The following is a 21,697-nucleotide window of genomic DNA, read 5'->3' on the forward strand; positions in this document are numbered from 1 at the left end:
AGCGCTCAGTGCTTTTCCAGCTTGCTTAAATTTGCCGACGCTTATCCATTTCCTTGACAACCCAGAGAACGGGCAACCCAAGAATGGTGATCCCGGCGAAGAGCACTACCCCCCACGGATCATTGAAGACCTCACTGACGAGGACAAAGAGACCACCCGCAATTGAAATCAACGGAATCAGTGGGTAGAGCGGCGTCGAGAATGGCCGCTTCTTGCCGCGATTGCGCCGTCGCAGGATAAAGATACCGAAGAACGCCAATGTGTAGAAGCAGTATACGGTGAAGACGCACAGGTCCGACAGGTGGTCTGGATCAAAGAAGCACATCATCAGCGTGGCCAGGGCAATGATGAAGCCGATGGCGACCACCGGTTCCTTGGCCTTAGGAGTCACGTATGACAGGTAACGTGAGAACGGCAGATCACGTCGCTTAGCCATTGCATAGACGATCCGGGGGAAGGTCATGATCTTCCCGTTGATCGTCCCCATCATCGAAATAATGATCCCGATCGAGAGCAGGCGACCGCCGACCTTCCCGAAGGCCGCCGTGGCCAGGTAGCCGGTAGCCCCTTCACCCAACTGGTGAATCTTGGCGGCCGGCAGGAAGCGGAAGACCCCGAAGGTAATCAGAGTGTAAATCACCAAGACCGTACTGATCCCGATGATGATCGCCTTAGGCAACAGCTTTTGTGGATTCTTCATTTCACCACCGAGGTTGGCAATCAAAATCCAGCCATCGTAACCGAACAGGGTTGCCAACACGGCCACCCCGAAGTTGCCGCTAGACTGTTGAACCTGGCTGACCGTTTGGCCAATCGCGTTTTCATGGCCGAAGAAGAGGCCGAAGATGATGATCGCCGCAATCGGGATCAGCTTCCCGGCCGTCGTCAAGATCGCAAAACCAGCCCCGACCCGGTTGTCCAGGAGGTTCATCCCCCCGATCGCCAGAATCGTCACCACTGCCAGCGGCACCCGCCAGGCTGCAGACAGGCCAAAGAGTTCCGTCATCAGGATACTCATGAACCCGGCCACGGCCGCAATGATCGCTGGCCCGTAGACAATCGCCTGCATCCAACCGGACAAGAAGCCCAGGAGCCGTCCATAAATATTTTCAATGTAGACATAAAGACCACCGGTATAGGGCATCTGGGCCCCGATCTCCGCGATGGTCAGCCCCGAGGTCAGGGTGATCACCCCACCGATGACCCAGGCAAGCAGTGCCAGGGTGGAGGAACCCGCACTATCCAATACTGAAGCTTGCTTGAAGAAAATTCCGGAACCGATGATCGTTCCAATGACGATTGATAATGCTGACCACAGGCCTAAGGAACGGTTGAGCTCCTCAGTCGTGTTTTGTGGGTTCTCCATCCTAATCACATCCTTTTTTAATAATTTTTACTATTGTATCAGATCTTTTTAATTAAGAAAAGATTAAAATTAGATTAGGGCACAAAAAAGCCCCTGTTCACTTATGATAAACAAGGGGTTGTGGGAAAATTATTTAGTTGAAGGCGCTAGCCAGGATCCGCGCCTGGGCGGTTTCCAGCTCAGCCGCATTGCAATTGATAAAGCGGCTGACCAGGCGGGCGTCAGCGTGCAGGTCATCCACCAGAAAATCATGGATGGTGGTAATGGCCTCCCCGGCATGACGCAGGTGCTGGATGGTCATCGTCACGGCCAATTCTTCGACCTTGGCAGCGGACAACGATGCCGGTGCCACCTCGATGACCCCTTGATAATAACCACTCATAAACGGCTTATTCATATTCATCATCCCTCACTTTCATTGTAATCCCGGGACTGGGTTATTCAAATTGCCAGCCCATGATTGCCATCTCTGTCATCACATCCCCGACCAGACTCTGGTAGAGGGTCGTCTCACTCTGTGGCACCCCGCCAAGCGCCGGCAGGTAGAAGTTTACGATCGCCCGGTATCCTTCCCCCGGGTCAGTCTGGCTGTCTCGCTCGATCCAAATCGGGCTGTAGGCATCCAGGTTGGTGTCATGGTAGAAGTTATACTCGATAATCTCCTGCTGCAGGAGGTCGCGGATATGGCGATAATCGCAGCTCAAGCGCAGCTGGTCAAGGTCGTCAATTACCTCGCCCGTATCGCTGTTGAACGGCGGGTAGTCACGAAAGTAAGCGTTGACCCGTTGCAGGACACTCAGGCTAAGGCTGGTGACAAAAGTTTCCCCTTGGTGCACCGCCATCAAGTCGGCCTGGTTGGCGTGGATGTCGTTGGCTAAGGTCGCCAGGTAGGGTTCCTCCATGGCAATCAATTCTGATTCAATCAACTGTAAGTCACTCTTATTAAGCATCTTTTTCCCCATCTCTTTGGTATTTCCGGTGGTTGCATCGTCACCGGCATTGATTTTTTAGGTTTCGCCCAAAAATCTGCTACTGTATTCACCCTAATTATACTATTATTATTACTGAAACTAAATTTAACTGCGGAAAGTGGCGCAAATCGTGCACAACAAATTAACCTACATTACCTATCAAGTCATCATTGCGATCCTCGCGATCATTTCGATCGTCATGCTGCTGGCCTACTACGCCAAGCAGATTAACATCGATGCCTATCCCTATAACCTGATCGACAACGGGATCTGGCTGGTCTTCACCATCGATTACTTCACCCGGTTGGCCCTTGCCAAGGATAAGAAGGCCTTCTTTCGGGACAACGTCTTCGACCTCCTCTCCATCATCCCGGCCAGCTCCCTGTTCTCCTTCTTCCGGATTCCCCAGATCGGCCGGACCCTCAAGATGCTCAAACTCTTCCGCCTTCTCCGCCTGGTCGGGCTCACCGGTCGGCTGGCCACCTTCTTCAAGCGTAACGAGCTGGTCTACTACCTCTACATCAGTGTCGCCGTGATCATGGTGGCCGCCGCAATGTTCTGCATCTCCGAACGGGTCTCCTACCATACCGCCCTCTGGTGGGCCATCACCACCGCCACGACGATCGGCTACGGGGACGTCATCCCCAAGACCGGGATTGGGCGGGGCGCCGCCATCATCTTAATGCTGCTTGGGATCGGCTTCATCGGGATGCTGACTGGGACGATCACCGAGCTGTTCGCCAAGGAAGACGAAGCCAAGGTTGGTCAGCAATTAAATCGCCTGGAGGCCGAGAACCACGAGCTTCACGCCGAGCTTAAAGAAATCAAGCAACTCTTGCTGAAACAGCAAGAAGAGCACCGCCAAGACAAGTAACCGCCAGCCTCCTGGCGGATTTTTTCTGCGGTTATTGCGATTAAATGCTAAACTATTAAGGATTCGATATTTACGTTTTCAAGGAGTCATCATGGATTTTTCATTCACCCGCCGTCACGGCCTACGCAAACTCTATCTGGAATACACCGTCATGTTCATCTTCTTGGCTGCCTGCATCTTCGGCACCTACCTGGTGACTGGGCACACCTTCATCCTCAGCAAAGACGCCCTCAACCAGCACCTTCCCTTGCTAGTCAAGTACCGGGCGGCCCTGATTGAATTTCTCCATCACCCCAGCCGGCTGACGTTTTGGTCCTGGCAAATGGGTCTGGGAACCGACACCTTCCAGGTCTATTCCTACTACACCATCGGCGACGTGTTTGCCTACCTGGCGCTCCTCTTCCCCGCCGCCAAAATGACCATGGCCTACCAGGTGATCGCGATGGTCCGGATGTACTGTGTCGGGTTGGCCTTCGTCTACTTCGCCCAGCACTTTGCCTTCCGTGACCATGTCATCCTGATTGGGACGGTCGCTTACACCGTCAACGCCTTCCTCCTGTACGCGGCGGTCGCCCAACCCTTCTTCACGACCCCCTTCATCCTCTTCCCATTAATCGTGGTCCAGCTTGAACGGGTCCTGCGGGGCGGGTCTAGCTGGCCATTGACCGGGGTCTTCACCTGGATGCTAGTCAGCAACTACTACCTGGCCTTCGTCCTCGGCATCGGTGCCCTGGTCTACCTAATCCTGCGGGTACTGACCCACTACCGGACCCGGCTGGACTATCTCAAAGCTTTGGGCAAGTTGAGTTTTGCCACCGTCACCAGTCTCCTAGTGTCCGCGATCCTCCTGGTGCCCGAGATCATCGCCGTCACCAACTCGACCCGGACTGGGGCCCTGTTTGCCAACGGCCTGAAGGTCTACCCGCTCTACTACTACCTCTTCCTGCCCAAGCAGCTGATTAACGGGGGCCAGTGGTACTTCATGTACTGGACGGCGCTCGGGATGGTTTCGATCGGTTTTCTGGCGCTGGTCTACATCTACTCCCGGCCCAAGAAGTACCCCCTGCTGACGATCAGTCTCGCCCTGTCCTTAGTCATGCTCCTAATCCCCGCCGTCGGGGCCTTCTTTAACGGGATGATGTCGGCCTCCAACCGGTGGACCCTCTTGATCTACCTGCCGCTGGCGATGGCGGTCTGCATTCTCGCCCAGGATGCCCCGCAGTTCAGCCGGCACACCCTCTGGATCCTCAACGTCGCCACGACCATCTACCTGCTGGTCCTGATTGCGACCTTCTACTTCGCCAACAACGACGACATCTTCATGCCGGTCCTCTTCTTGATCATCTCATTGATGGCCCTCTGGCTGATCAACTTCCATAAGACCCGCTTCCCCGACCGGTGGCTCCTGGCAATCGTTTTGCTCAACGCCGGCTTCAATGCCATCTATGCCGCCTTTCCCTACAAGGGGGACTTCACGGACAAGATGCTCTCCCGGGGTGAATACCAAGCCATCACGGCCAACCGCTACGGGGGACTGGACCAGGGATTGAGCCGGACCCCGACCTATCGGGTTTCGACCATCAGCCAGAACCAAATCATCGCCGGACCCAACCTCGACAACGACCTGACCTCGGGCCTGCACAACATCGACTCTTACTACTCCCTGCAAAACAAGTACCTCGGCCAGTTCAACACCAGTCTGCAGAACAACCAGTACCAGGCCAACATCCCGATCCGCCAGGCCGATGACCGGACGATCATGAACAATTTCTTCGGCGTCCGCTACCTCTTCGTGCAGAGCAACGGGGTTAACTCCTCCAAGATCCCCGCGGGCTACTTCCTCGACAAAACCAGCGAGCCAATCATCAACTACGACGTCGGGCAGCCCAGCGCTGCCACCAGCAAAGACCAGCTGATCCCGATCCAGACCGAGCGCTACAAGACCAACAACGCCTTCCCGCTGCTCTACTGGCAGGACCGCTACATCAGCCACGCCCGCTACCAGCGCCTGTCGCCGACGGAAAAGGAACGGGCCCTGGCCAGCGGGGTGGTCGTGAACGGACCGACGAAGGGCATGCGGGCGGCCAAGCTCCACCGGACGGTGATCCCGATCAAGAGTATCCTGGTTTCCAACCGCTTCAACACGGTTAACCCGGCCAAGCTGAAATACGTTGACAGCGATGAGAAGTATCAGCTCCAGTTCCCCCAGATGCAGAACAAGGCATTCCGGCAACGGGTACGGGGCAGCGAGCTTCACATCGAATTCAGCAAGATCAAGTACACCCCCTTCACCATGAAGGAGCAGATCCAACATGATATGCACCACCGGCAGGCCATGACCAATAACCCGGGGAGTGTCTTCAACGAGCGCTTCAACAAGTACCGCTACTGGCGCTACCACGTCTTGAACGGTTCACCGGACATCTCATTTAACCTGAACTACTTCAGCCGTTTTGGCACCGCCAGCGTGGTCCAGGCCAAGCAAAATGTCCTGTCGCTCTTCAAACACGTCACCAATGGCACCCTGAACATCGGCTACTACGGTGGCAACCTGCCGCAAAAGCTGACCTTTAAGCCGTCGAAGCTGGGTAACTACGAACTCAAGTACCGGGTCGTCGCCGAGAAACTGGACGGCAACTACACCCAAGAGGTGCGGACCATCCAGCACCACGCCCTGACCGACCTGCACTTTGGCCGCAACCGGGTCAGCGGGCAGATCACGACGCCGCGGGCTGGGGTTTTGACCTCGTCCATTCCGTACTCTAGCGGTTGGCAGGTCACAGTCAACGGCCAAGCGGCCAAGACCGTCCGCACCAACCAGGCCTTCCTCGGGGTCTACCTGCCGCGGGGAACCCACCAGGTCGTCTTCACCTACCGGACTCCTGGGCTACGGACCGGGGCCATGATTTCCCTAGTCGGGCTCTGCTGGACCGGGGTAGCGGCGGTGGTTACCTTGATCTTCAAGCGGCGCCACCACTAGTATAAATAAGCGTCATTCGGAACGTTCGTCCGAATGGCGCTTATTTGCTTAACAACTATTTTGAGCGGATATGACTCATCAGTTCGCCCAGTTTTCTGGATCAACCAGAATTGATTCGGCCAGCAATACATCGTTGTACGGTTGGAAGACGTAATCCTCCATGTTTTCGCGCTGCGAGACCATGTCGAGGAAGTCCCGTTCTGCCCGGAACGCCCTGAGCAGGGCCCGCTGGGCGAGTTCGCGCTCCTCACTCGTGAAACGCGGATACTGGTTTGTCCGAACCCACTGCTGCCAGAATTCCTTAATCGAGTTTGCCGCACGCTGGTCTCGAAGGTCAAAACAGACTCGTTGCTTAACCCGCTCGGGAAGGTAGATATGGTCAATAACCTGCAGGCCTTCATCAACCATTTGATTTTTAAGCTCCCGACTCTTTCGTTTGAATTTCTTCTCCGCGATTTTGTGCGGAAGGATAAAAGGAAAGACGATGGACGGCACCACCATGCTCAGGATGATCAAGACCGTCTCGGCCAGGATCACCTCCTGAAACTGCCGGCCCGTCAAGCGATCGGCAACCAAAAAGACTAACGCTAGCGTTACCGCCCCGCGAACGCCACCGATTGCGAAAATGAAGCTCCCCTTATTTGACATCCGGCTGAGCTTTCCGTACACAAACCGGACGACCAGGTTAGCCAGGTAGATCACCAGGCCCACGAGCAACCAATTCCAACTGAAACTGCGATCGAAAATATTCGTCCGGATAATCCGCACAAACAAGATTCCTAATATGATGAAGACACTGTTGTTGAAGACCTCTCGGCAGAGGTTCATCAAGACAAGCGCACTGTGGAACGAACGCGGATAAATGAAGCGGCTGTTGATACTCTCACTGTTCTGCATCAGGCCCGCACAGACCACCGCCAGGATCCCGGACACGTGCATTTCTTCGGCCACGAAGTAGATGAAGAATGGGGTGATGAGGAAGAGCAGGTTCTGGGCGTTGTAAGCAGTCAGGTCCTGCTGATTCAGCCACCGGCGGAAGTTGATCATGAGCAGGGCAGCGACAATCCCGACAACGATTCCGCCAAGCGCGGCGACCAGAAAGCTTGTCATCGTCGACTCATAATTGAGGTTCCCCTGCTCCACCCAAAAGGCAGTTGCTCCCACTAAGATAATCGCCGTAGCATCGTTGAATAGCGACTCCATTTTGAGCGGAATTTCCTGTTCGCCCGGCACGACCAACCCTTCCGACACGGTCTCCGTGGCCGTCGCATCGGTCGGGGTACTTACCGCGGCGATCAAGAATGCCAGGGCAATCGGAACACCAAGCAGGCTCACGAGGAACCCCAGGATGATCATCGACACCAGTACCAGCATAATACAGAGGTTGAGAATCTGAATTAGTGAATTTTTGACCAGGTAGATCCGGGTGGTCTGGCCTTCAAAATAGATCAACGGCGCCACCATGTACATGAATATCTCCACGTGAAATGGCGCTACCAACTTGTTGAGGGGACCCACCAGGGCGATCAGCATCCCTACCACGATACTGATGTAGTTAATCGAGATACGGGGGAGAAACGCCGCAATCATACTACATAGCACCGCAGCAACCAGCGTAACAATTAGCGAAATTTGTAAAGTCATTTTTTTGCTCCCAATAGTTTTTCAGCTCAACGAATTAAACAGGGTTATTTTACCATAGGGAAACGCCCGGCGCTGCTAACGAGGTTCTGCCGGCCAAAACAAAACGACCCGGGCACCTCTGCACCCAGGTCGTTTTAATTCAGGACGAATGGCAACTAACTATGGCCTTACTTAATGAGCATATCCAAGTAGTTAACAATGTAGTAGAGAAGCAGCGCGGCAATGCACAGCTGCAGCAGGTTCCAGAGCTGGTGAAGGATCTTCTTCTTGTCCATGATTGCACTTCCTATCAGGTTAATAACTATATTATATCACTCCTGGATGCATCATGAGACCAACGCTCAGCCTGCAGTCGGCATACCTAGTTATCTTCCTGCTGCAGTCTGTCGCAGACTTTAGCTGGCTGGCGTCGTTCAGTTAGCCGTTTAGTCAGCACCCTTAAAGATATGCGTTAAAGATCAATATCCGATCCTACAACTAAAGCAGCGCGTACCCAAATCTGGACACGCGCTGCTTTAAACAAAATGCTAGTTACGACGTTTCTTAATACCGAGCAAACTTAGAGCAGCAGTAAATGCTACACCAATCAGTGAGATTGCTTGGTTATTATTATTTCCTGTTTGTGGCAATTGCTTTGCTACCTGGTCAGTCGAATTTTGTCGACCAGTGATAACCTTAGTTGCTTGTGATCCGGTATTGGTTAGTGCAACTTGGCCACGTGAGCTTACGGTTTGAGCACTAGTTAAGTGTTCGACAGCCTGCTCGCTTAATTCTGACGATTTTGTTCCTGCTTGAGTAGACTGTTCAATCGATTGAGTTGTCAGCTGAGCGCTTGGTTGCGTTGGCTGATGCAGCATCGCTGGCCGCATCAGCATGGGCCATAGTGGCTGCCATCGTCCCAGCAGCAGTGACGGCACCAAGAACAGCAACAGACTTTAACACTGTACTTTTTAATTCCTCCTCAATAGTAACTGTTAAATAACTGCTACAAGCCTCATTATAATCACCTAGTATGTTAGCGTTTTAGGAAGATTAATTTTCTTACTCCTGCTGAAAAAATTAGACACCTTAGTGAAAAATTATTAAAGATTACTCATTTTTATAGCCATATTTCTTAGCTAATCCTAGGCAACTCAAATCAGCTCTCCCACCGCCCAGCAAAAAAGACCCGCTAGCAATAGCTTACTAGCGAGTCTTTGATTTTCTTACACTGCCTAAATTCCCAGGTCCAGCTGCTCCGGTTCGGCGACGGCACGGTGACTGTCCGCCTGCAGCCAAACTGCCGAATCTTTTGAATCGATTAGCCGGAGCTGTTTATTCCCGGCTAGCTGGCGGACCCGATCAAAGGTCGCACTCCCCGGCAGCACGATCCCGTCGGCGTTGACGTTGGCATCATGGTCAAGGCCCAACGCCTGAACCACCTGGCCCTGGCGCCAGACGTCGTGGGCAGTGTTGAGGTTCTGCTCGATGGCCTTCTTATCGTCGCCGTCGTAGTGGTCGGTGTTGGGATGGTAAATATGGATATAGACCGGAATCCGCAATGGTTCGAGGTACCGTTCCATCATTTCCTGGACTACCGGCCACTTGAGTCCCCCATTGCCGACCCCGAGCTGGGGAAAGGCCACCGACTTGATTCCGCGGTGGTCATACTCGTCGACAAACTTGGCCAAGCCGGCCTCAACATATTCAAGCTTGGACTTGGCCCGCCAGTGCCGCTTGGTCGGAAAGTTCAGCACCCAGCGCTGGCGCTCCTTGCCCGTGGGCTTGCGCCGGTATAAGACCGGTTCTTCCTTGCTCAGCATCAGTTTACCCACGTCCAACTGCTTAGCCTGACAGATCTTGCGGTAATGGTCAAACATCTGCGGGTAGTAATGCTTAAAGTCCTTGGCAATCCCCCGCCCCATCACACCGACAACGTTGACCGTGTTGACCAGGGTCTGGGCCGGTGAGAGGAAGAGGTTGGTATCAGTATAAATAATCAATTACTTTTCCCCCTACAAAAATAGTGATGAAAAAATATCGTCGAGGTCGTCGCCATCATCGCTGGCTGGCGGGGTAGTCGACTGCACCGGCTGCTTCTCCGCCGGCTGGCGCGGGGAGATGCCCTGGTCATTCTTGAATTCCTCACGAAGACTATCCTCAATCTTGTGCAGGATAGTTTGGTCGGCCGGGTCCAAGATGTCCGCCACCTGATTGTTGCCAATGAAGTGCCACTCGTCTTCCCCCTCGACGCGCCAAAGCTTGTAGTACTGGCCATGGTAATAAAGGGTGGAATAGTAGCGATTCTTCAACTGGTAGCCCCGCGCCGCATTAACTTCCCGCTTCTGTTTCGACGGGATCCACTTGCTGACGCCAAGAATCCAGTCGGGGTCGTGGAACCGCGCCACGTTCTTGATTTCACCATTGACATCTTTGACTTTCAAGGTCACCTGTTTGAGCTCTGGAACCCGCACCTGAAGCTCATTGCCGTTGACGGGCTTGGTAAAACTAAACGTCTTCACTTCCCGCGTCAGATTCTCTGGCTTGACTGCCGGCTGGAGGTGAAGCTGGTACTGGTTGCGTTGATCCGCCCCGGCCCCGGTCTGTACGGAGCTGCCATTATAGTAGAAGAAAGCGGGGTCGACGACGATCCGGTCCATATAGCGTTGGGGATCAATCGCCTCGTGCGACTGCTTATCGCTAAAGAGGAAGCTGTCATGCTCCGTTAGCATCGTCAGCAGGATCAGCTTTTCAGCTTCGCTACGCACCACAATCCGCAAAATATCGTCCGCGTCAAATGCCATCTTCTCCGGGACGATGAACTCGGTGTGCTTCAGGTAGCTGGGCGCCTTCTGATTGCTATAGATCGCCGCCACGTGCTCACGCAAAAAGGAAAAATCATCATCATACATCTCCGCTGGCTGGTCTGCCACCCGCTTGCCGGCCAAGGATCCCTTGGTGAGGTGACCACCGCGTTGCAGAAACTTCTTGAGGCTGAAACCGATGAAGACCGGAACAGGCAGGTGGGCCGGTTTGCCATTGGTCCAAAAGCCGCTGCGGTTGTAATTGACCAGCGACTTGGGCATGGCCGCAAAGTTCGGCTGGTCGCCGTAGTACTGGTAAATGCCCTCGTTGCGGTACTGGGTCGGGGTCTGCGGCCGCAGGTAAAAGCGGGCAAAGTCATGCACCCAGGGCTTGGTGGCCGAAACGTTGACGCTGGCCGCCGCATTGTCGTTTTCGATAACGCTGTTGGCCAGGCCGTAGTTCTTCGATGTGATTTCGCGGTACGAAAGGATATTGGCCATGTTGTTGATGTCGGTAAAGTGCCAGATCATTCCCGTGGTATTGGACGGCTGGTCGTAATACCAATTGGTAAGGTCGGGCGCATTCTGTCGCAACCATTGGAAGGCCTGGGCGTAGTTCTGCTGGGCCACGCTTGGGGCAGGCGCGTACAGCCAGCTGAGGTCGCCACCGGCTTGGGCAAACCAGTAATTGAGGACCCGGGCCCGCTGGTTGACGTATTCCTTTTCGCCGGTGGCCGTCATCTCCCGTTGATACTCATCGGCATTCTTGGGCCAGCCCAGGTCAAACTGGGGATATTTACTCATCAGGTTCCGCAAATCGTTCAAAGACGGCCGATTAGCCACGCCGGCAATGAAATAGAGGCCGGAAATCCGCTGGCCCATCACTTGGGCGGGCACATACCGTTGCAAGTCGCCAATGATCAGCGCGGCCCGGCCAGCATAGTCATCCCGGCCGACCGTCCCGATCAGCTGATAGGTTGCCCCGCGGTAGTCGCCCGTCGCGGCTAGCTTCAATAACGCCTGCTGAAGCTCGGTGGGCTGACTGTCTGCCGAGTCACGGTAACGTTGGGCGACCGTCAGCTGCCGCTTGAGGACCTGGTCAAACTGGTCTGCCCCAAAGGTACTGGCAAACCACCCATACTTATTGTTGATTTCAACTCGATAAACATGTACCACACTCGATTGCACCATAAGTGCTCCTCCCATAATGTTTGCTTTGACAATTCATTTTATTATACCGCGCCAGACTCAGTAGTGGGGCTACTCAGGTAAAAAACAACCGCGGGCGCATTCCCCGGCTGTCTTGACTACCGCTTATGGTGGCGCGGCTTACTGGTGACGAAGCCGTTGCAGGCCCGTAATCCCGCCTGATCCAGCTCTGCAAGGATGGCGGGATCGCGTTGGGCAACCAGGTCATCCAGGTTCATTTGGAGCATCTCCCGCATGATCACGTACTGTTGCCAGGCAAGTTCAGCTCGCCGGTCAGGGTCGGCCGGGAAGCATTTGTACTTGAACTGCTTCTCCCCCTGCTGCTGGTTGCTGATCGCCGCCGCCACCCGCTGGATAATGTCCGGCCGCAACCGGCCTTGGGCTCCGGCGATCACCCGGGGCAACTCGTCCAGGCTGACAAAACGGTGATTAGGGTCGATGTCCGCGCCGGTCGTCACCAGCTGGGCGTGAGGAGCGGTCGAAACATACAGGACGTGGAGTTGCCGTTTCAAATAGCGGATATGGCGGCGAACCTGATCGTCGGCCTCCAGCGCCTGCAACACGGCCGCATAATGGTCGCGTCCCTGATCAACGATTCCCCGGTCATAGCAGTCCTTGTAGACCTTCTGCTTGCCGTCCTTCTGGGCAACCGCAGCGCCGTCTCGGTTGATCCAGAGTTTCTTGGCTGCGTAGTTCTTGATCTCCAAGACGAAGATCCCCCGTTCGTTGATTACAATGCCATCGATCTGATTGCTGTTCTCCTTGCCATCCCCATACCGGTAAGGGAGATTGAGCGAGAACAGCACCCGACTATTTTGGTCCGCCTCAAGGGCCCGTCTAACCAGTCGCTCGCCGTCCTCCCCCTGCTGACTCACGATGATGTTAAAGCGGAACGTGTTGACGTCCTTCTTAACCGCTTCCTCATCACCAATACCGCCTTGAATAGTCTGGAGGTCAACGACATTCTGGTCGGTAAGGTAAAACGGCATGCGTTCGGCAATCCGTTTGGCCAGCTCCTTGTCGTAGCGAAGGGCATACTGGAAGTTCTGCCGCACAGTCCGGTTCTTCTTCAGGAGGCTGGTGGCTGTCTGGCGGTATTGGTAAACGAAACTGTCCCAATAATTCAGGCCCCGCAACTGGTCGCCCTCGTTGGCAGCATGCTTGCCGCGACGAACCGCCTGCTCCTGACGGGGATGATCCTTGAGGTAATTTAACAGCTGCTGACTGCGCTCACTCAACAGGCGCTGATAACTGGTCGGTGAGGTACGAAGGTCGGTCAGCTGGAGGAGTTCGGACTCATGGTGGTCGGTCAGGTTCTTCGTTAACTCATCCTTAAGCCGGGCCACCTCATCCTGATACTCCGTCAGTGATGATTGGACCAGCTCGTAGTAGCGATCAATCAGTTCCTCTTTGGACAATGATCCTGTTGCAAGAGTCGGGGGCTGAGCTGCCGTACTTTGCTCGGCCTTTATCGAGGACGATTGCTGGACCAATTGCCGGTAACGCCGAACCAGTTCTGGAATCGTCAACGTTTGCCCATCGATTGTGACCTGCTGAGCCTGGTCAAGCTGATCTTGCAGTTGCTGATTACGATCCTGCTGAACTGCAAGTCCCCGGCTAACCCGGTCAAGCTTGGCGGTGGCGGCTACTAGGGCCCGCTTGACCTTCAAATACCGCTCCGCCAGCTCCTGCGCGCTCATCTGGATCCCAGCCACCTCGACAGACGACAGGGTCCGCAGCTGTTGCTTGAGCTGGGCAACCTGCTGTTCTAGCTGTCCCTTCTCATCCTGCAGACATTGTTCCGCGTCTCGGTGCTGCTTGGCCTGCTGACGCGCAGCGGCAAGCCGTTGCTGAGTCTGGTCGAGCTGTTCCGCCAACTCATTGAACTTGTCGACAAAGGCCGTGACCGTGTATTGCCGGCCATCAAATTCAATCTGCGGGGGCTTCGAATGATTGAACAGTCCCATTTGAATTCCCTCCCAAAAATTAATTCAGACCTATTTTCATGAACGACTGAGCTACTCATCCATTCGCGTTCAGGATCTCGTACATCTTAACGAACGATCCTTTCGTTGCAATAAGGCTAGTCAAAACAGGTCCATTTGCGTATCCTGAGGCGCGTCGTCCTGGCCCGCGGCGACACGACTATTATGTCCCTTAATCATCGCGTCCTCGAACGCGGTCAGCTCTTCCCTGGTGAAGACCGGCATGGCATTTTCGTGCTGGATCGCATCGTAGTTGCCCCGGAACTTAGGAATGTCCAAGGCCCGCTGGCCCATCTTCCCCCGCTGGCGGTAGTCGATGACTGCCAACGGCCGGTGCTGCTTTACCGAATGCCGCATCGCAATCCGGGTGCCCCCCTTGAGGTCGGTCTCGATGACCAGGACCCCGTCGCTCATCCCGCTCTGCCACTCGTCCCGGGCAGCCAGGTATTGGGGCCGCAGCTTGGTGCCGAGCGGGTAGGTCGATACCAAGGCCCCGTCCTGGTCAAGGATCCGGGCGGCCAGCGTCCGATTCTGCTTGGGATACACGGGCTGATCCAATCCGTGAGCCAGGATCGCCACTGTCTTGCCGCTCCCCAGCAGGGTACCCTCGTGTGCGTAGGTATCACAGCCGATCGCCAGGCCGCTAACCACGGTGAAGCCATCCAGGCTGAGGGTCTTGGAAAACAGGTTATCGATGCGCTTGCCGTAGTCCGTCGGTTCCCGCGTTCCGATGATTGCTACGCTCTTGTCCGTGTTCAGCAGTTGGTAGTTCCCCTTGACGTACAGGATCGTCGGTGCGTTGGCCAAGACCAACAAGTTCAGGGGGTAGTCCGCATCCAGGTAGGAGATGATGCTGATACCCAGATCGTCGGCCTTAGCAATCTCCTCATCCGCCGCAGCCAGGTAGCGGGTCCAGTCGGCCGCTTCGAGTTTTTGAATGGCCGTGACTGCCGTCTTGACCACTTCTTCATGCAACACGCTGGTCCGGTCCTGCTCTTTTAGGTATTCAATGACCCGCTTGTCGCCAACCCGGGGGATCGCCTTCAGCGCCAATACAAGTCTAACGCCCTTACCAATCATAATAGATAAAGCACCTCTAATTTAGTTGCAAAAGATTTAACAAGTCGTCTTCGTCCTTCAGCCGGTAGTTGGCCTTGGTCGGTACGCCCTTCAGCGGGTTTCCCCACTCGGCCAGTGCCGTGTCGATCCCGGCGTTAGTGTAGGACAGGATATCCGTTTCGTTATTGCCGATTCCGACGATGTTCTGGCAATCGCCAAGGTAGTTCTTGACGGCTTCCCGAACCGTCACGCCGCTTGGCTTATAGTACCGGTCACCATTGGGGCCGACATGCACGGTCGACACGTAATTCCCCTGGTCCTCTTTGAACAGGTGGTCAATCAGGAAGGGGTCGTCGCAAAACTTCGCAGTCTGCCTGTAGGAGTCCTGCGTGATGAAGACCACCTTGAGATTACTTGCTGCCAATTTCTGGAACAGGTCGGGGAAATAAAGCCGGGCGGGGGCATCACCGGTGGCGTGGGCCGAATCATAGATGGTCTGGTCCAGGTCGAACACCACCCCGTCAAAGGTCTTGAGCTCCGGGTGGAAGTCCTGGATCGACAGGTAGGGAATCGACATCCCGAAAATGAAGTTGTAAATGTGCTTGAAGCCCAGCTTCTTGAAGTGGTCGGTCGCGGCAACCATGCTGGAGCCGGTCGTCGACATGTCGTCGATGATGATCAAGGGAAGGTTCTTCTCATAATCGGTCGGCTGCCGCAGTGCCGCCATAGTCTCCTCGTGCTGCTGTGAATTGCGCCCCGCCGTCCCCTTGAGGGTGTGGGCGGCCTGCTCATCCTGCGTCTTAACGATAAATTCGTTGCCGTTCTTGATGAACAGGGTGACGTTGGCGAGGTGGTCCACCACCCGGCTGACAATGTTTTTGATGGCGCGCTTGTGCGAAGGAATCGCCGCCATGATGACCGGCTGATGGTCGTGATCATTCAGCAGGGCCAGGAGTTGCTTGGAATACTCGCGTACCGTCGCCCTGGCGAGGTCCGCTGGTGCCGCCGGACCAGTGAGGCCTAGGAAGCCGAGCAGGTCCTGCTTGTGGCTAGCGTTTTCGCGCTGGGCGCTTTCCTCGACCTGGTCTTCTTCGAACTTATACTTGAGCCCGCTCAACTCCATGAATTGGTTATCGATGTTTTGATACAATTCCACGTGCTGGGGCGTCTTGTCCCGATTCTGCTGCATGACGCGGCGGAAACTCAGGTAGTGGGACGGGTAGTAGTCCTTGAAGAAGAGCGGGACCTGGTTATCCTGGTTGACCTTCACCCGGTCCAGGTCAAACGGCTGGAAGTCGTAGAGCTCCTGCAACCGTTGCCGGAGCGCGCTGTTTTCGGTCAATCGCTTGAGCCAATGCTCTAGGATCGCCCGCTCCAGGTCTTGACCCTCCGCCAGCGCTTCGATGCGGCGTTGTAGTTCGTCCTCTTGATAGGACATCCCGAAGTCAACCTGGGGATAGCGGGCCATTAGGTTGACCAAGCCTTCCAGGTCGTGCGCGTTCTCATCCAAAATCATGAGTCTCCCCGCGGCATCGATCCCGAAGTTCGGGGAATAAGCATAGAGGAACGGAATCCTGCCAGGAAGGACCTCACTGGGGCTGAGGCGGGCCATGTCATTGGCAACGACCATAGCCTTTTCAAAGACGCTATCGGCGTGGACGATCCGTAATGGAAGGACGGTGGTTTTTATTTTTGGTGACAGGAGGCAACGTTCAAACAGACTCCGCTCCCGGGGTGCCACCTGCGCCGCCGTTTCTCGCTCCTTGGCTACAATCTCCAGCGGGTTCAGATTCTCAGTGATGGTATCCCAGAAGTAGTACGGGCCCTTTGCCGTCGAAACTTTGAAACGGATGATTCCAACTAGGTTGTTATTCATTGTGATCAGGTCCTTTGCATAGTGCGATGAAATATTCCATGAAGTTTCTAAAGTTAAACTGGTGCGTGCTCGGCAGGAGGGTAAAAATCATGTCGGCAGAATCCTTCATGCTGTTTTCGCCAGACCTGAACGGTGCGTCCCAATCGTTAAACTCGGCATAGTCGAACCGCGTGAGGGACTGGTCTATATCAATTTCAGTGTCCGAAATGCCCTGAGCAAATAGGTCGAGGGCCAGCGCCTGGGTAAAGTGCATGGCCGGCAGGTAGTCGAGCTTGATTCCTTCGGCGGTCTGCGAAAGCATCGGTGGCTGACAATCGTACGGGATCTGATCGTAGTTGCCCAGGTACTCAGATAGACATTCGGCAACTGCCAGGCCACCAATTACCACAATCGTCAACTCGTTGCGGGCATTGGTCAGCGCCAGGCAGCGGAGCGCATTCAGCGAATCGGTGTTACCGATGCGGTTGACGAACTCGACCCCCTCGGCTACGGTCGTGTACTCCTCACCTAGGTAGCCGCTAACTAAGCGCTCCACCCCGGCATGCTTGGTACTATAGTAGGGATCGCGGAAGAAGGTCTTGCTATTGATCGGCGTGCCCCCGAGCGACTCGTGCAAGCGGATGGAACCCTGGGTGATGAAGAAACCATCGAGGCGGGCTTCTTCGTCCGGATCCCCCTTGGCCATGATCCTGTTCAGGTATGGTGACTTCAGCATGGTGAAGAGCTCATAGTCTGGCAGGTTGTGGTTTTCGACTGCTTCTCTTCTGATGTCCTCAAAAAGGGTCAATTGGTCTGGATTCATGTTGCTTCCCCCTAGTTTCGTTTCCAGTCACTATCATACCCGTTTTTACGGTGATTTTCGATATTGACTTCTTTATCCCCTTTCGGATAGCAAGCAAAGAAAATAGCCGCTCTGAACGTAAATTAACGCTCGTAACGGCCAAATTGTCATTTCTTCTTTTATTGCCCTGTCCAACACTTCAATCAAGCTATCTGTATCAATTACCGGGGCTGCCCCATGTGTCCTTGAATGTACTTCTTGGCAAACTTTGCGTCTCTACGAGCATTCCCCGCGAATCGGTAAAGTCCGATCCTTCCTGCTATAAAATCAAATCAGCACGCGCAGGCTCTTCTCCTTCGCGGGATGCCAGCTGTTGGCAACCGGCAGGCAAGAAACCCGCCGGCCGTCCTGCCTGAGTGCCGCCAACCGGGCCGCCAGTTCGGCGGGAGTCAGCACCGGGGTGAGGGCGCTCCAGTAATCTGGCCCCGCGAGCTCCCTTCGCCATTCAAAGGCGGCCAGGACTGCACGTTCAACCGGCGCAGCAACCGTGATCAGATACTGCTGGGGAACGCTGGTTAGTTCCCGTACGGGCAGGGATTGCCGGTTGCGGTTGAATTCACGCCCGCAGTTGCCCTTGACGATGTCGTCCCCGGTCGCCAAGAGGTCGCTGATGATGCTGTTGGCGGTTGGGCCGGCCCCGGCACCCGGCCCGGTATAGGTCGTCTCGCCGAGGGCCTTGCTCTGGACGGCAATGGCGTTCTGAACCCCGTTGACGTGCGCCAGCGGTTCGGTCGCGGGGAGAGCGGCGGGCCCGACGAAGGAGTAGAACTGCTGGTTTTCCTTCTTAGCCACCGCCAGGAGCTTGATCTTCAACCCCAACCGGTCGGCGCTAGCGAGCTGGGCCGGGGTGACGGCACTGATCCCCTGGATGGGCACCTTGTCCATCGTCAGCGACTGGCCAAAGGCGAATCGGCTGAGGATGATCAGCTTGTAGGCAGCATCGATCCCCTGAACGTCGTTGGTCGGGTCGGCCTCCGCGTAGCCCAGCTCCTGGGCATTCGCCAGGGCGGCGGCGTAGTCCTGGCCGTCCCGGTCCATCGCGGTCAGGACATGGTTGACCGTTCCGTTGATGATCCCGGTCACCTGGGTGATTTCGTCGGTCTCCAGGCTGGAGGACAGGACGCGCAGAATCGGGATGCCCCCGGCGACGCTCGCCTCGTAGAAGAAGTCGACCCCCACCGTCTTGGCCAGTGTTAAGAGCGCATCACCATCCGTCGCCAGCAGGTCCTTATTGGCACTGATGATCGACTTCCCGTTGAGGATGGCTTGGCAGATTGCCACCCGCGCGGCTTCGATCGTCCCCATCGCTTCAATCACAATTTGAATCTCCGGGTCATCAACCACGTCCATCACTCGATCCGTCAAGATGGTACCGGCTGGCAGGTCCGCGTTCTGGTGGCGGCTAAGGTTGTGAACGGCCACCGTTTTGAGTTTGAAGGCAAAGTCCTGGGTCCGGAGAATCTTGGCGGCCTGCTTTTGTAAGAGGTCCACGACCCCCTGGCCAACCGTTCCGAGGCCCAAAAGACCAATTGTGATTGTTTGCATATCCAGGATCCTTTCTAAAGTTAAATTTTGGCGAGTGCTTGGTCGAGGTCCGCGATCAGGTCGTCGGCATTTTCAATCCCGACCGAAACCCGGATGAGGTCCGGTGTTACCCCGGCGGCCTTGAGTTGTTCCGCATTCAACTGGGCGTGGGTCGTCGATGCCGGGTGAATGATCAGGGACTTGGCATCGGCCACGTTGGCCAGTAAGGAGAAGAGGTGAAGGTTGCTAATCAGCTGCTTGCCGGCTTCTTCGCCGCCCTTCAGGCCCAGGGTGAAGATCGACCCGACCCCGTGCGGGAAGTACTTGTCGGCGAGCGGCTTGTACGGGCTGTCAGCTAGTTCAGGGTAGTTGATCCAAGCGACCTTCGGATGGTCGTTGAGGAATTCTACAATCTTGCGGGTATTGGCCACGTGGCGTTCTACCCGCAGCGAGAGGGATTCCAGTCCCTGCAACAGGAGGAAGGAGTTGAACGGGCTGATGCTGGCCCCGAGGTCCCGCAGGGTTTCCGCCCGAACCTTGGTGGTAAACGCGGCCCCCTTGAGGTCGGCGAAGACCAGGCCGTTGTACTGGTCGTTCGGTTCGGTGAAGCCGGGGTACTTGCCGCTGGCCTGGTAGTCGAACTTGCCATTCTCGACGATCACCCCGCCCATCGTGGTCCCGTGACCACCGATGAACTTGGTGGCCGAGTGAATGACGATGTCGGCCCCGTGGTCCAGCGGGTTGACCAGGTATGGGGTCCCGAAGGTGTTGTCGACGATCAGGAGGATGCCGTGGGCGTGGGCGATTTTAGCGATTGCTTCGAAGTCCACCAGGTTGATCTGGGGGTTGCCGATACTCTCGACGTATAAAGCCTTGGTGTGCTCGTTGATCGGCGCTTCAAAGTTGGCTGGATCATCGGGGTTGACGAAGTGGGTCGTGACCCCCAGCTTTGGCAACGTCACGGCAAAGAGGTCATAGGTCCCGCCATAGAGCGTGCTGGCCGCAACGATTTCATCCCCTTCCCCGGCAATGTTGAGAATCGCCGCGGTGATCGCCGCCGACCCAGTTGCCAGGGTTACCCCGGCGGTCCCGTGCTCCAGGGCGGCCACCCGCTTGTCCACGACGTCGGTGGTCGGGTTCGTCAGTCGGGTATAGATGTTGCCCGGTTCCTTTAGGGCAAAGCGGTCCGCCGCCTCCTTGGCATCCTTGAAGACATAGGAGGTGGTTTGGTAGATTGGTACCGCCCGGGACCCCGTCTCATCAACGGTTTGGCCGGCGTGAACTTGAAGGGTTTCAAAATGGTAGTTGTGCTTGTTTTCTGTCATTGTAATAACCTGCTTTCTATTTAGTGATGATGTTAAGCCAGTTTTGATAAATCAGTTGTGCGGTGGGATTCCAGGAATAGTTGATCTCACCGTTTTCGTCAAAGTAGTGCTGTGGGACCTGAATCCCCTCCTTTCGTTGGCGGTCACGGGCATATTCTTTTGCGAGGGTATCGCGATCGTACTCGGGATGTCCCGTGATGTAGGTGTGATGGACAGCGGCCGACCGTAAGATGAACGGCCCGGCCGTCGCACTGTCCGCGATGATCCGCAGGTCACCGGGAAGGCGTCGACGGTCGATGACGCTGGTGCTGTGCCGCGACTGGGGCATGCTGGCCCCGGCGGCGAGCCCGCGCCCCAGGTCGGTATCCGTGGCAACCCGGTCGGCGGAAAATACCCCGAAGAGTTTCTGGGCAAGCAGCCGCTTGGGAATCGCGAAGTCGAGGTAGAGCCCCGCCTGAGCGGCCCAGCATTCCAATAAGGTTTCTCGGACGTGGCGGTGGGCCCAGGTGATGATCTCCCCCAGCTCCGGCCAGTAATCAACCTGGGAAAAAGGCAGCTTCTCGACCGGGGCCCCAGTGATGACCAGTCCGGCAAAGTGCTTGCTGGCGACCTGTGCGAGGCTGGCGTAGTGCTGCCTGATCACAGCTGTCGCCGTCCCCTTGAAGCGGTGGCTCGTCGGGTAGAGGAAGGTCAGCTCGACATCCCGGTCCAGGCGGTCAAACTGCTTTAGAAACTGCAGCTCCGTCGTGACCTTGGTCGGCATGAGGTTCAATACTAATAAGCGGACGGGACGCTCCTGCCGGTGGTTGTGCCAGCAACCATTGGCCAGGGCTAGCCCGTTGTGTGCGTTTGCGGAGATTACCATCACCCTCTTTCAAGAAAATAAAAAAAGCACCCGTCCCGGATTCCCCCTATTACTAGAGGTTTCCGGGACGAATGCTTTCGCGGTACCACCCTGATTCACTGCTAGCTCACACTAGCCGCCTTAATAAGTACTCACCCATTGCGGGTGAAGACCCGATAGAATAACGACTATCAACCGTCTCCTCAGCCAAGGGTATGACCAAGCAGTGACTCAGAGCTCATCTTCAAGTTAATCTCCAATATCCCCTTCCACCAACCGGGACTCTCTGCATAAAGGTGGTTAACCCTACTCTTCTCTTCAAAGTCTAATCATTTTTTAATTGTGTTACAGTTTACTCTAATTTTTATTGTTGTCAATAAGTTATTTCGAATCAATTATCAGGAGTGTTATTTCTA

General features: G+C 55.4%; 17 protein-coding genes. 2 read left to right on the forward strand and 15 right to left on the reverse strand.

Going from position 1 to position 21,697, the window contains the following annotated elements; translation table 11 throughout:
* Positions 1-25: 25 nt before the first annotated feature.
* The 3 genes from ACI31J_RS00885 to ACI31J_RS00895 all read right to left on the reverse strand — a co-directional run bounded on the left by ACI31J_RS00885 (position 26) and on the right by ACI31J_RS00895 (position 2,292).
* On the reverse strand, positions 26-1,366 hold the full coding sequence (locus tag ACI31J_RS00885) for an APC family permease (protein WP_439772588.1): 1,341 nt from the start codon (positions 1,364-1,366) through the stop codon (positions 26-28).
* A 133-nt stretch (positions 1,367-1,499) separates the two neighbouring features.
* Positions 1,500-1,763 carry a hypothetical protein gene (locus tag ACI31J_RS00890; RefSeq protein ID WP_439772589.1) on the reverse strand — a complete coding sequence of 88 codons (264 nt, stop codon included), beginning with the start codon at positions 1,761-1,763 and terminating at the stop codon, positions 1,500-1,502.
* A gap of 40 nt (positions 1,764-1,803) precedes the next feature.
* Positions 1,804-2,292, reverse strand: coding sequence for a hypothetical protein (locus tag ACI31J_RS00895; protein WP_439772590.1), 489 nt, complete (start codon positions 2,290-2,292; stop codon positions 1,804-1,806).
* 175 nt (positions 2,293-2,467) lie between these two features.
* Between ACI31J_RS00895 and ACI31J_RS00900 the strand changes: the two genes are divergently transcribed.
* Positions 2,468-3,211, forward strand: a complete 744-nt coding sequence (locus ACI31J_RS00900) for a potassium channel family protein (protein ID WP_439772591.1) — start codon at positions 2,468-2,470, stop codon at positions 3,209-3,211.
* Positions 3,212-3,302: 91 nt separating this feature from the next.
* On the forward strand, positions 3,303-6,191 hold the full coding sequence (locus ACI31J_RS00905; RefSeq protein WP_439772592.1) for a YfhO family protein: 2,889 nt from the start codon (positions 3,303-3,305) through the stop codon (positions 6,189-6,191).
* A 78-nt stretch (positions 6,192-6,269) separates the two neighbouring features.
* On the opposite strand, the gene ACI31J_RS00910 is transcribed toward ACI31J_RS00905, so the two are convergent.
* From ACI31J_RS00910 to ACI31J_RS00965, 12 genes are all read right to left on the reverse strand, one after another.
* Positions 6,270-7,835: a cation:proton antiporter gene (locus ACI31J_RS00910; RefSeq protein WP_439772593.1), complete on the reverse strand. Its 1,566-nt coding sequence runs from the start codon at positions 7,833-7,835 to the stop codon at positions 6,270-6,272.
* A 527-nt stretch (positions 7,836-8,362) separates the two neighbouring features.
* Positions 8,363-8,704 carry an LPXTG cell wall anchor domain-containing protein gene (locus ACI31J_RS00915; protein WP_439772594.1) on the reverse strand — a complete coding sequence of 114 codons (342 nt, stop codon included), beginning with the start codon at positions 8,702-8,704 and terminating at the stop codon, positions 8,363-8,365.
* On the reverse strand, positions 8,640-8,777 hold the full coding sequence (locus ACI31J_RS00920; protein WP_439772595.1) for a hypothetical protein: 138 nt from the start codon (positions 8,775-8,777) through the stop codon (positions 8,640-8,642). The genes ACI31J_RS00915 and ACI31J_RS00920 overlap by 65 nt, the downstream gene beginning before the upstream one ends.
* Positions 8,778-9,049: 272 nt before the next feature.
* Entirely contained in the window at positions 9,050-9,817 is a 768-nt protein-coding gene (locus tag ACI31J_RS00925; RefSeq protein ID WP_439772596.1) for a macro domain-containing protein, read from the reverse strand.
* Positions 9,818-9,829: 12 nt separating this feature from the next.
* Positions 9,830-11,809, reverse strand: coding sequence for a DarT ssDNA thymidine ADP-ribosyltransferase family protein (locus ACI31J_RS00930; protein WP_439772597.1), 1,980 nt, complete (start codon positions 11,807-11,809; stop codon positions 9,830-9,832).
* Between the two features lie 116 nt (positions 11,810-11,925).
* Entirely contained in the window at positions 11,926-13,794 is a 1,869-nt protein-coding gene (locus ACI31J_RS00935) for an NERD domain-containing protein (protein WP_439772598.1), read from the reverse strand.
* Positions 13,795-13,914: 120 nt separating this feature from the next.
* The gene (locus ACI31J_RS00940) at positions 13,915-14,892 is read right to left on the reverse strand and encodes a DNA-processing protein DprA (protein WP_439772599.1); all 978 of its coding nucleotides are present in this window, start codon (positions 14,890-14,892) and stop codon (positions 13,915-13,917) included.
* A gap of 16 nt (positions 14,893-14,908) precedes the next feature.
* Positions 14,909-16,747, reverse strand: a complete 1,839-nt coding sequence (locus ACI31J_RS00945) for a hypothetical protein (RefSeq protein ID WP_439772600.1) — start codon at positions 16,745-16,747, stop codon at positions 14,909-14,911.
* On the reverse strand, positions 16,740-17,549 hold the full coding sequence (locus tag ACI31J_RS00950) for a hypothetical protein (protein WP_439772601.1): 810 nt from the start codon (positions 17,547-17,549) through the stop codon (positions 16,740-16,742). Before ACI31J_RS00950 ends, ACI31J_RS00945 begins: the two co-directional genes overlap by 8 nt.
* Before the next feature lie 306 nt (positions 17,550-17,855).
* Positions 17,856-19,133 carry a homoserine dehydrogenase gene (locus ACI31J_RS00955; protein WP_439772602.1) on the reverse strand — a complete coding sequence of 426 codons (1,278 nt, stop codon included), beginning with the start codon at positions 19,131-19,133 and terminating at the stop codon, positions 17,856-17,858.
* A 20-nt stretch (positions 19,134-19,153) separates the two neighbouring features.
* Positions 19,154-20,437 carry an O-acetylhomoserine aminocarboxypropyltransferase/cysteine synthase family protein gene (locus ACI31J_RS00960; protein WP_439772603.1) on the reverse strand — a complete coding sequence of 428 codons (1,284 nt, stop codon included), beginning with the start codon at positions 20,435-20,437 and terminating at the stop codon, positions 19,154-19,156.
* 16 nt (positions 20,438-20,453) lie between these two features.
* Positions 20,454-21,302 (reverse strand): homoserine O-acetyltransferase/O-succinyltransferase family protein, encoded by an 849-nt coding sequence (locus tag ACI31J_RS00965; protein ID WP_439772604.1) that lies wholly within the window; start codon positions 21,300-21,302, stop codon positions 20,454-20,456.
* Positions 21,303-21,697: the final 395 nt, after the last annotated feature.

It is taken from the genome of Limosilactobacillus sp., from assembly GCF_051873075.1.
Classification (GTDB): Bacteria; Bacillota; Bacilli; order Lactobacillales; family Lactobacillaceae; genus Limosilactobacillus.

Coding starts and splice junctions, on each gene's coding strand:
- ACI31J_RS00890 (WP_439772589.1), bottom strand. CDS start 1,763: ATGAATAAGCCGTTTATGAGTGGTTATTATCAAGGGGTCATCGAGGTG.
- ACI31J_RS00955 (WP_439772602.1), bottom strand. CDS start 19,133: ATGCAAACAATCACAATTGGTCTTTTGGGCCTCGGAACGGTTGGCCAG.
- ACI31J_RS00945 (WP_439772600.1), bottom strand. CDS start 16,747: ATGAATAACAACCTAGTTGGAATCATCCGTTTCAAAGTTTCGACGGCA.
- ACI31J_RS00905 (WP_439772592.1), top strand. CDS start 3,303: ATGGATTTTTCATTCACCCGCCGTCACGGCCTACGCAAACTCTATCTG.
- ACI31J_RS00885 (WP_439772588.1), bottom strand. CDS start 1,366: ATGGAGAACCCACAAAACACGACTGAGGAGCTCAACCGTTCCTTAGGC.
- ACI31J_RS00935 (WP_439772598.1), bottom strand. CDS start 13,794: ATGGGACTGTTCAATCATTCGAAGCCCCCGCAGATTGAATTTGATGGC.
- ACI31J_RS00910 (WP_439772593.1), bottom strand. CDS start 7,835: ATGACTTTACAAATTTCGCTAATTGTTACGCTGGTTGCTGCGGTGCTA.
- ACI31J_RS00960 (WP_439772603.1), bottom strand. CDS start 20,437: ATGACAGAAAACAAGCACAACTACCATTTTGAAACCCTTCAAGTTCAC.
- ACI31J_RS00940 (WP_439772599.1), bottom strand. CDS start 14,892: ATGATTGGTAAGGGCGTTAGACTTGTATTGGCGCTGAAGGCGATCCCC.
- ACI31J_RS00965 (WP_439772604.1), bottom strand. CDS start 21,302: ATGGTAATCTCCGCAAACGCACACAACGGGCTAGCCCTGGCCAATGGT.
- ACI31J_RS00950 (WP_439772601.1), bottom strand. CDS start 17,549: ATGAATCCAGACCAATTGACCCTTTTTGAGGACATCAGAAGAGAAGCA.
- ACI31J_RS00930 (WP_439772597.1), bottom strand. CDS start 11,809: ATGGTGCAATCGAGTGTGGTACATGTTTATCGAGTTGAAATCAACAAT.
- ACI31J_RS00915 (WP_439772594.1), bottom strand. CDS start 8,704: ATGCGGCCAGCGATGCTGCATCAGCCAACGCAACCAAGCGCTCAGCTG.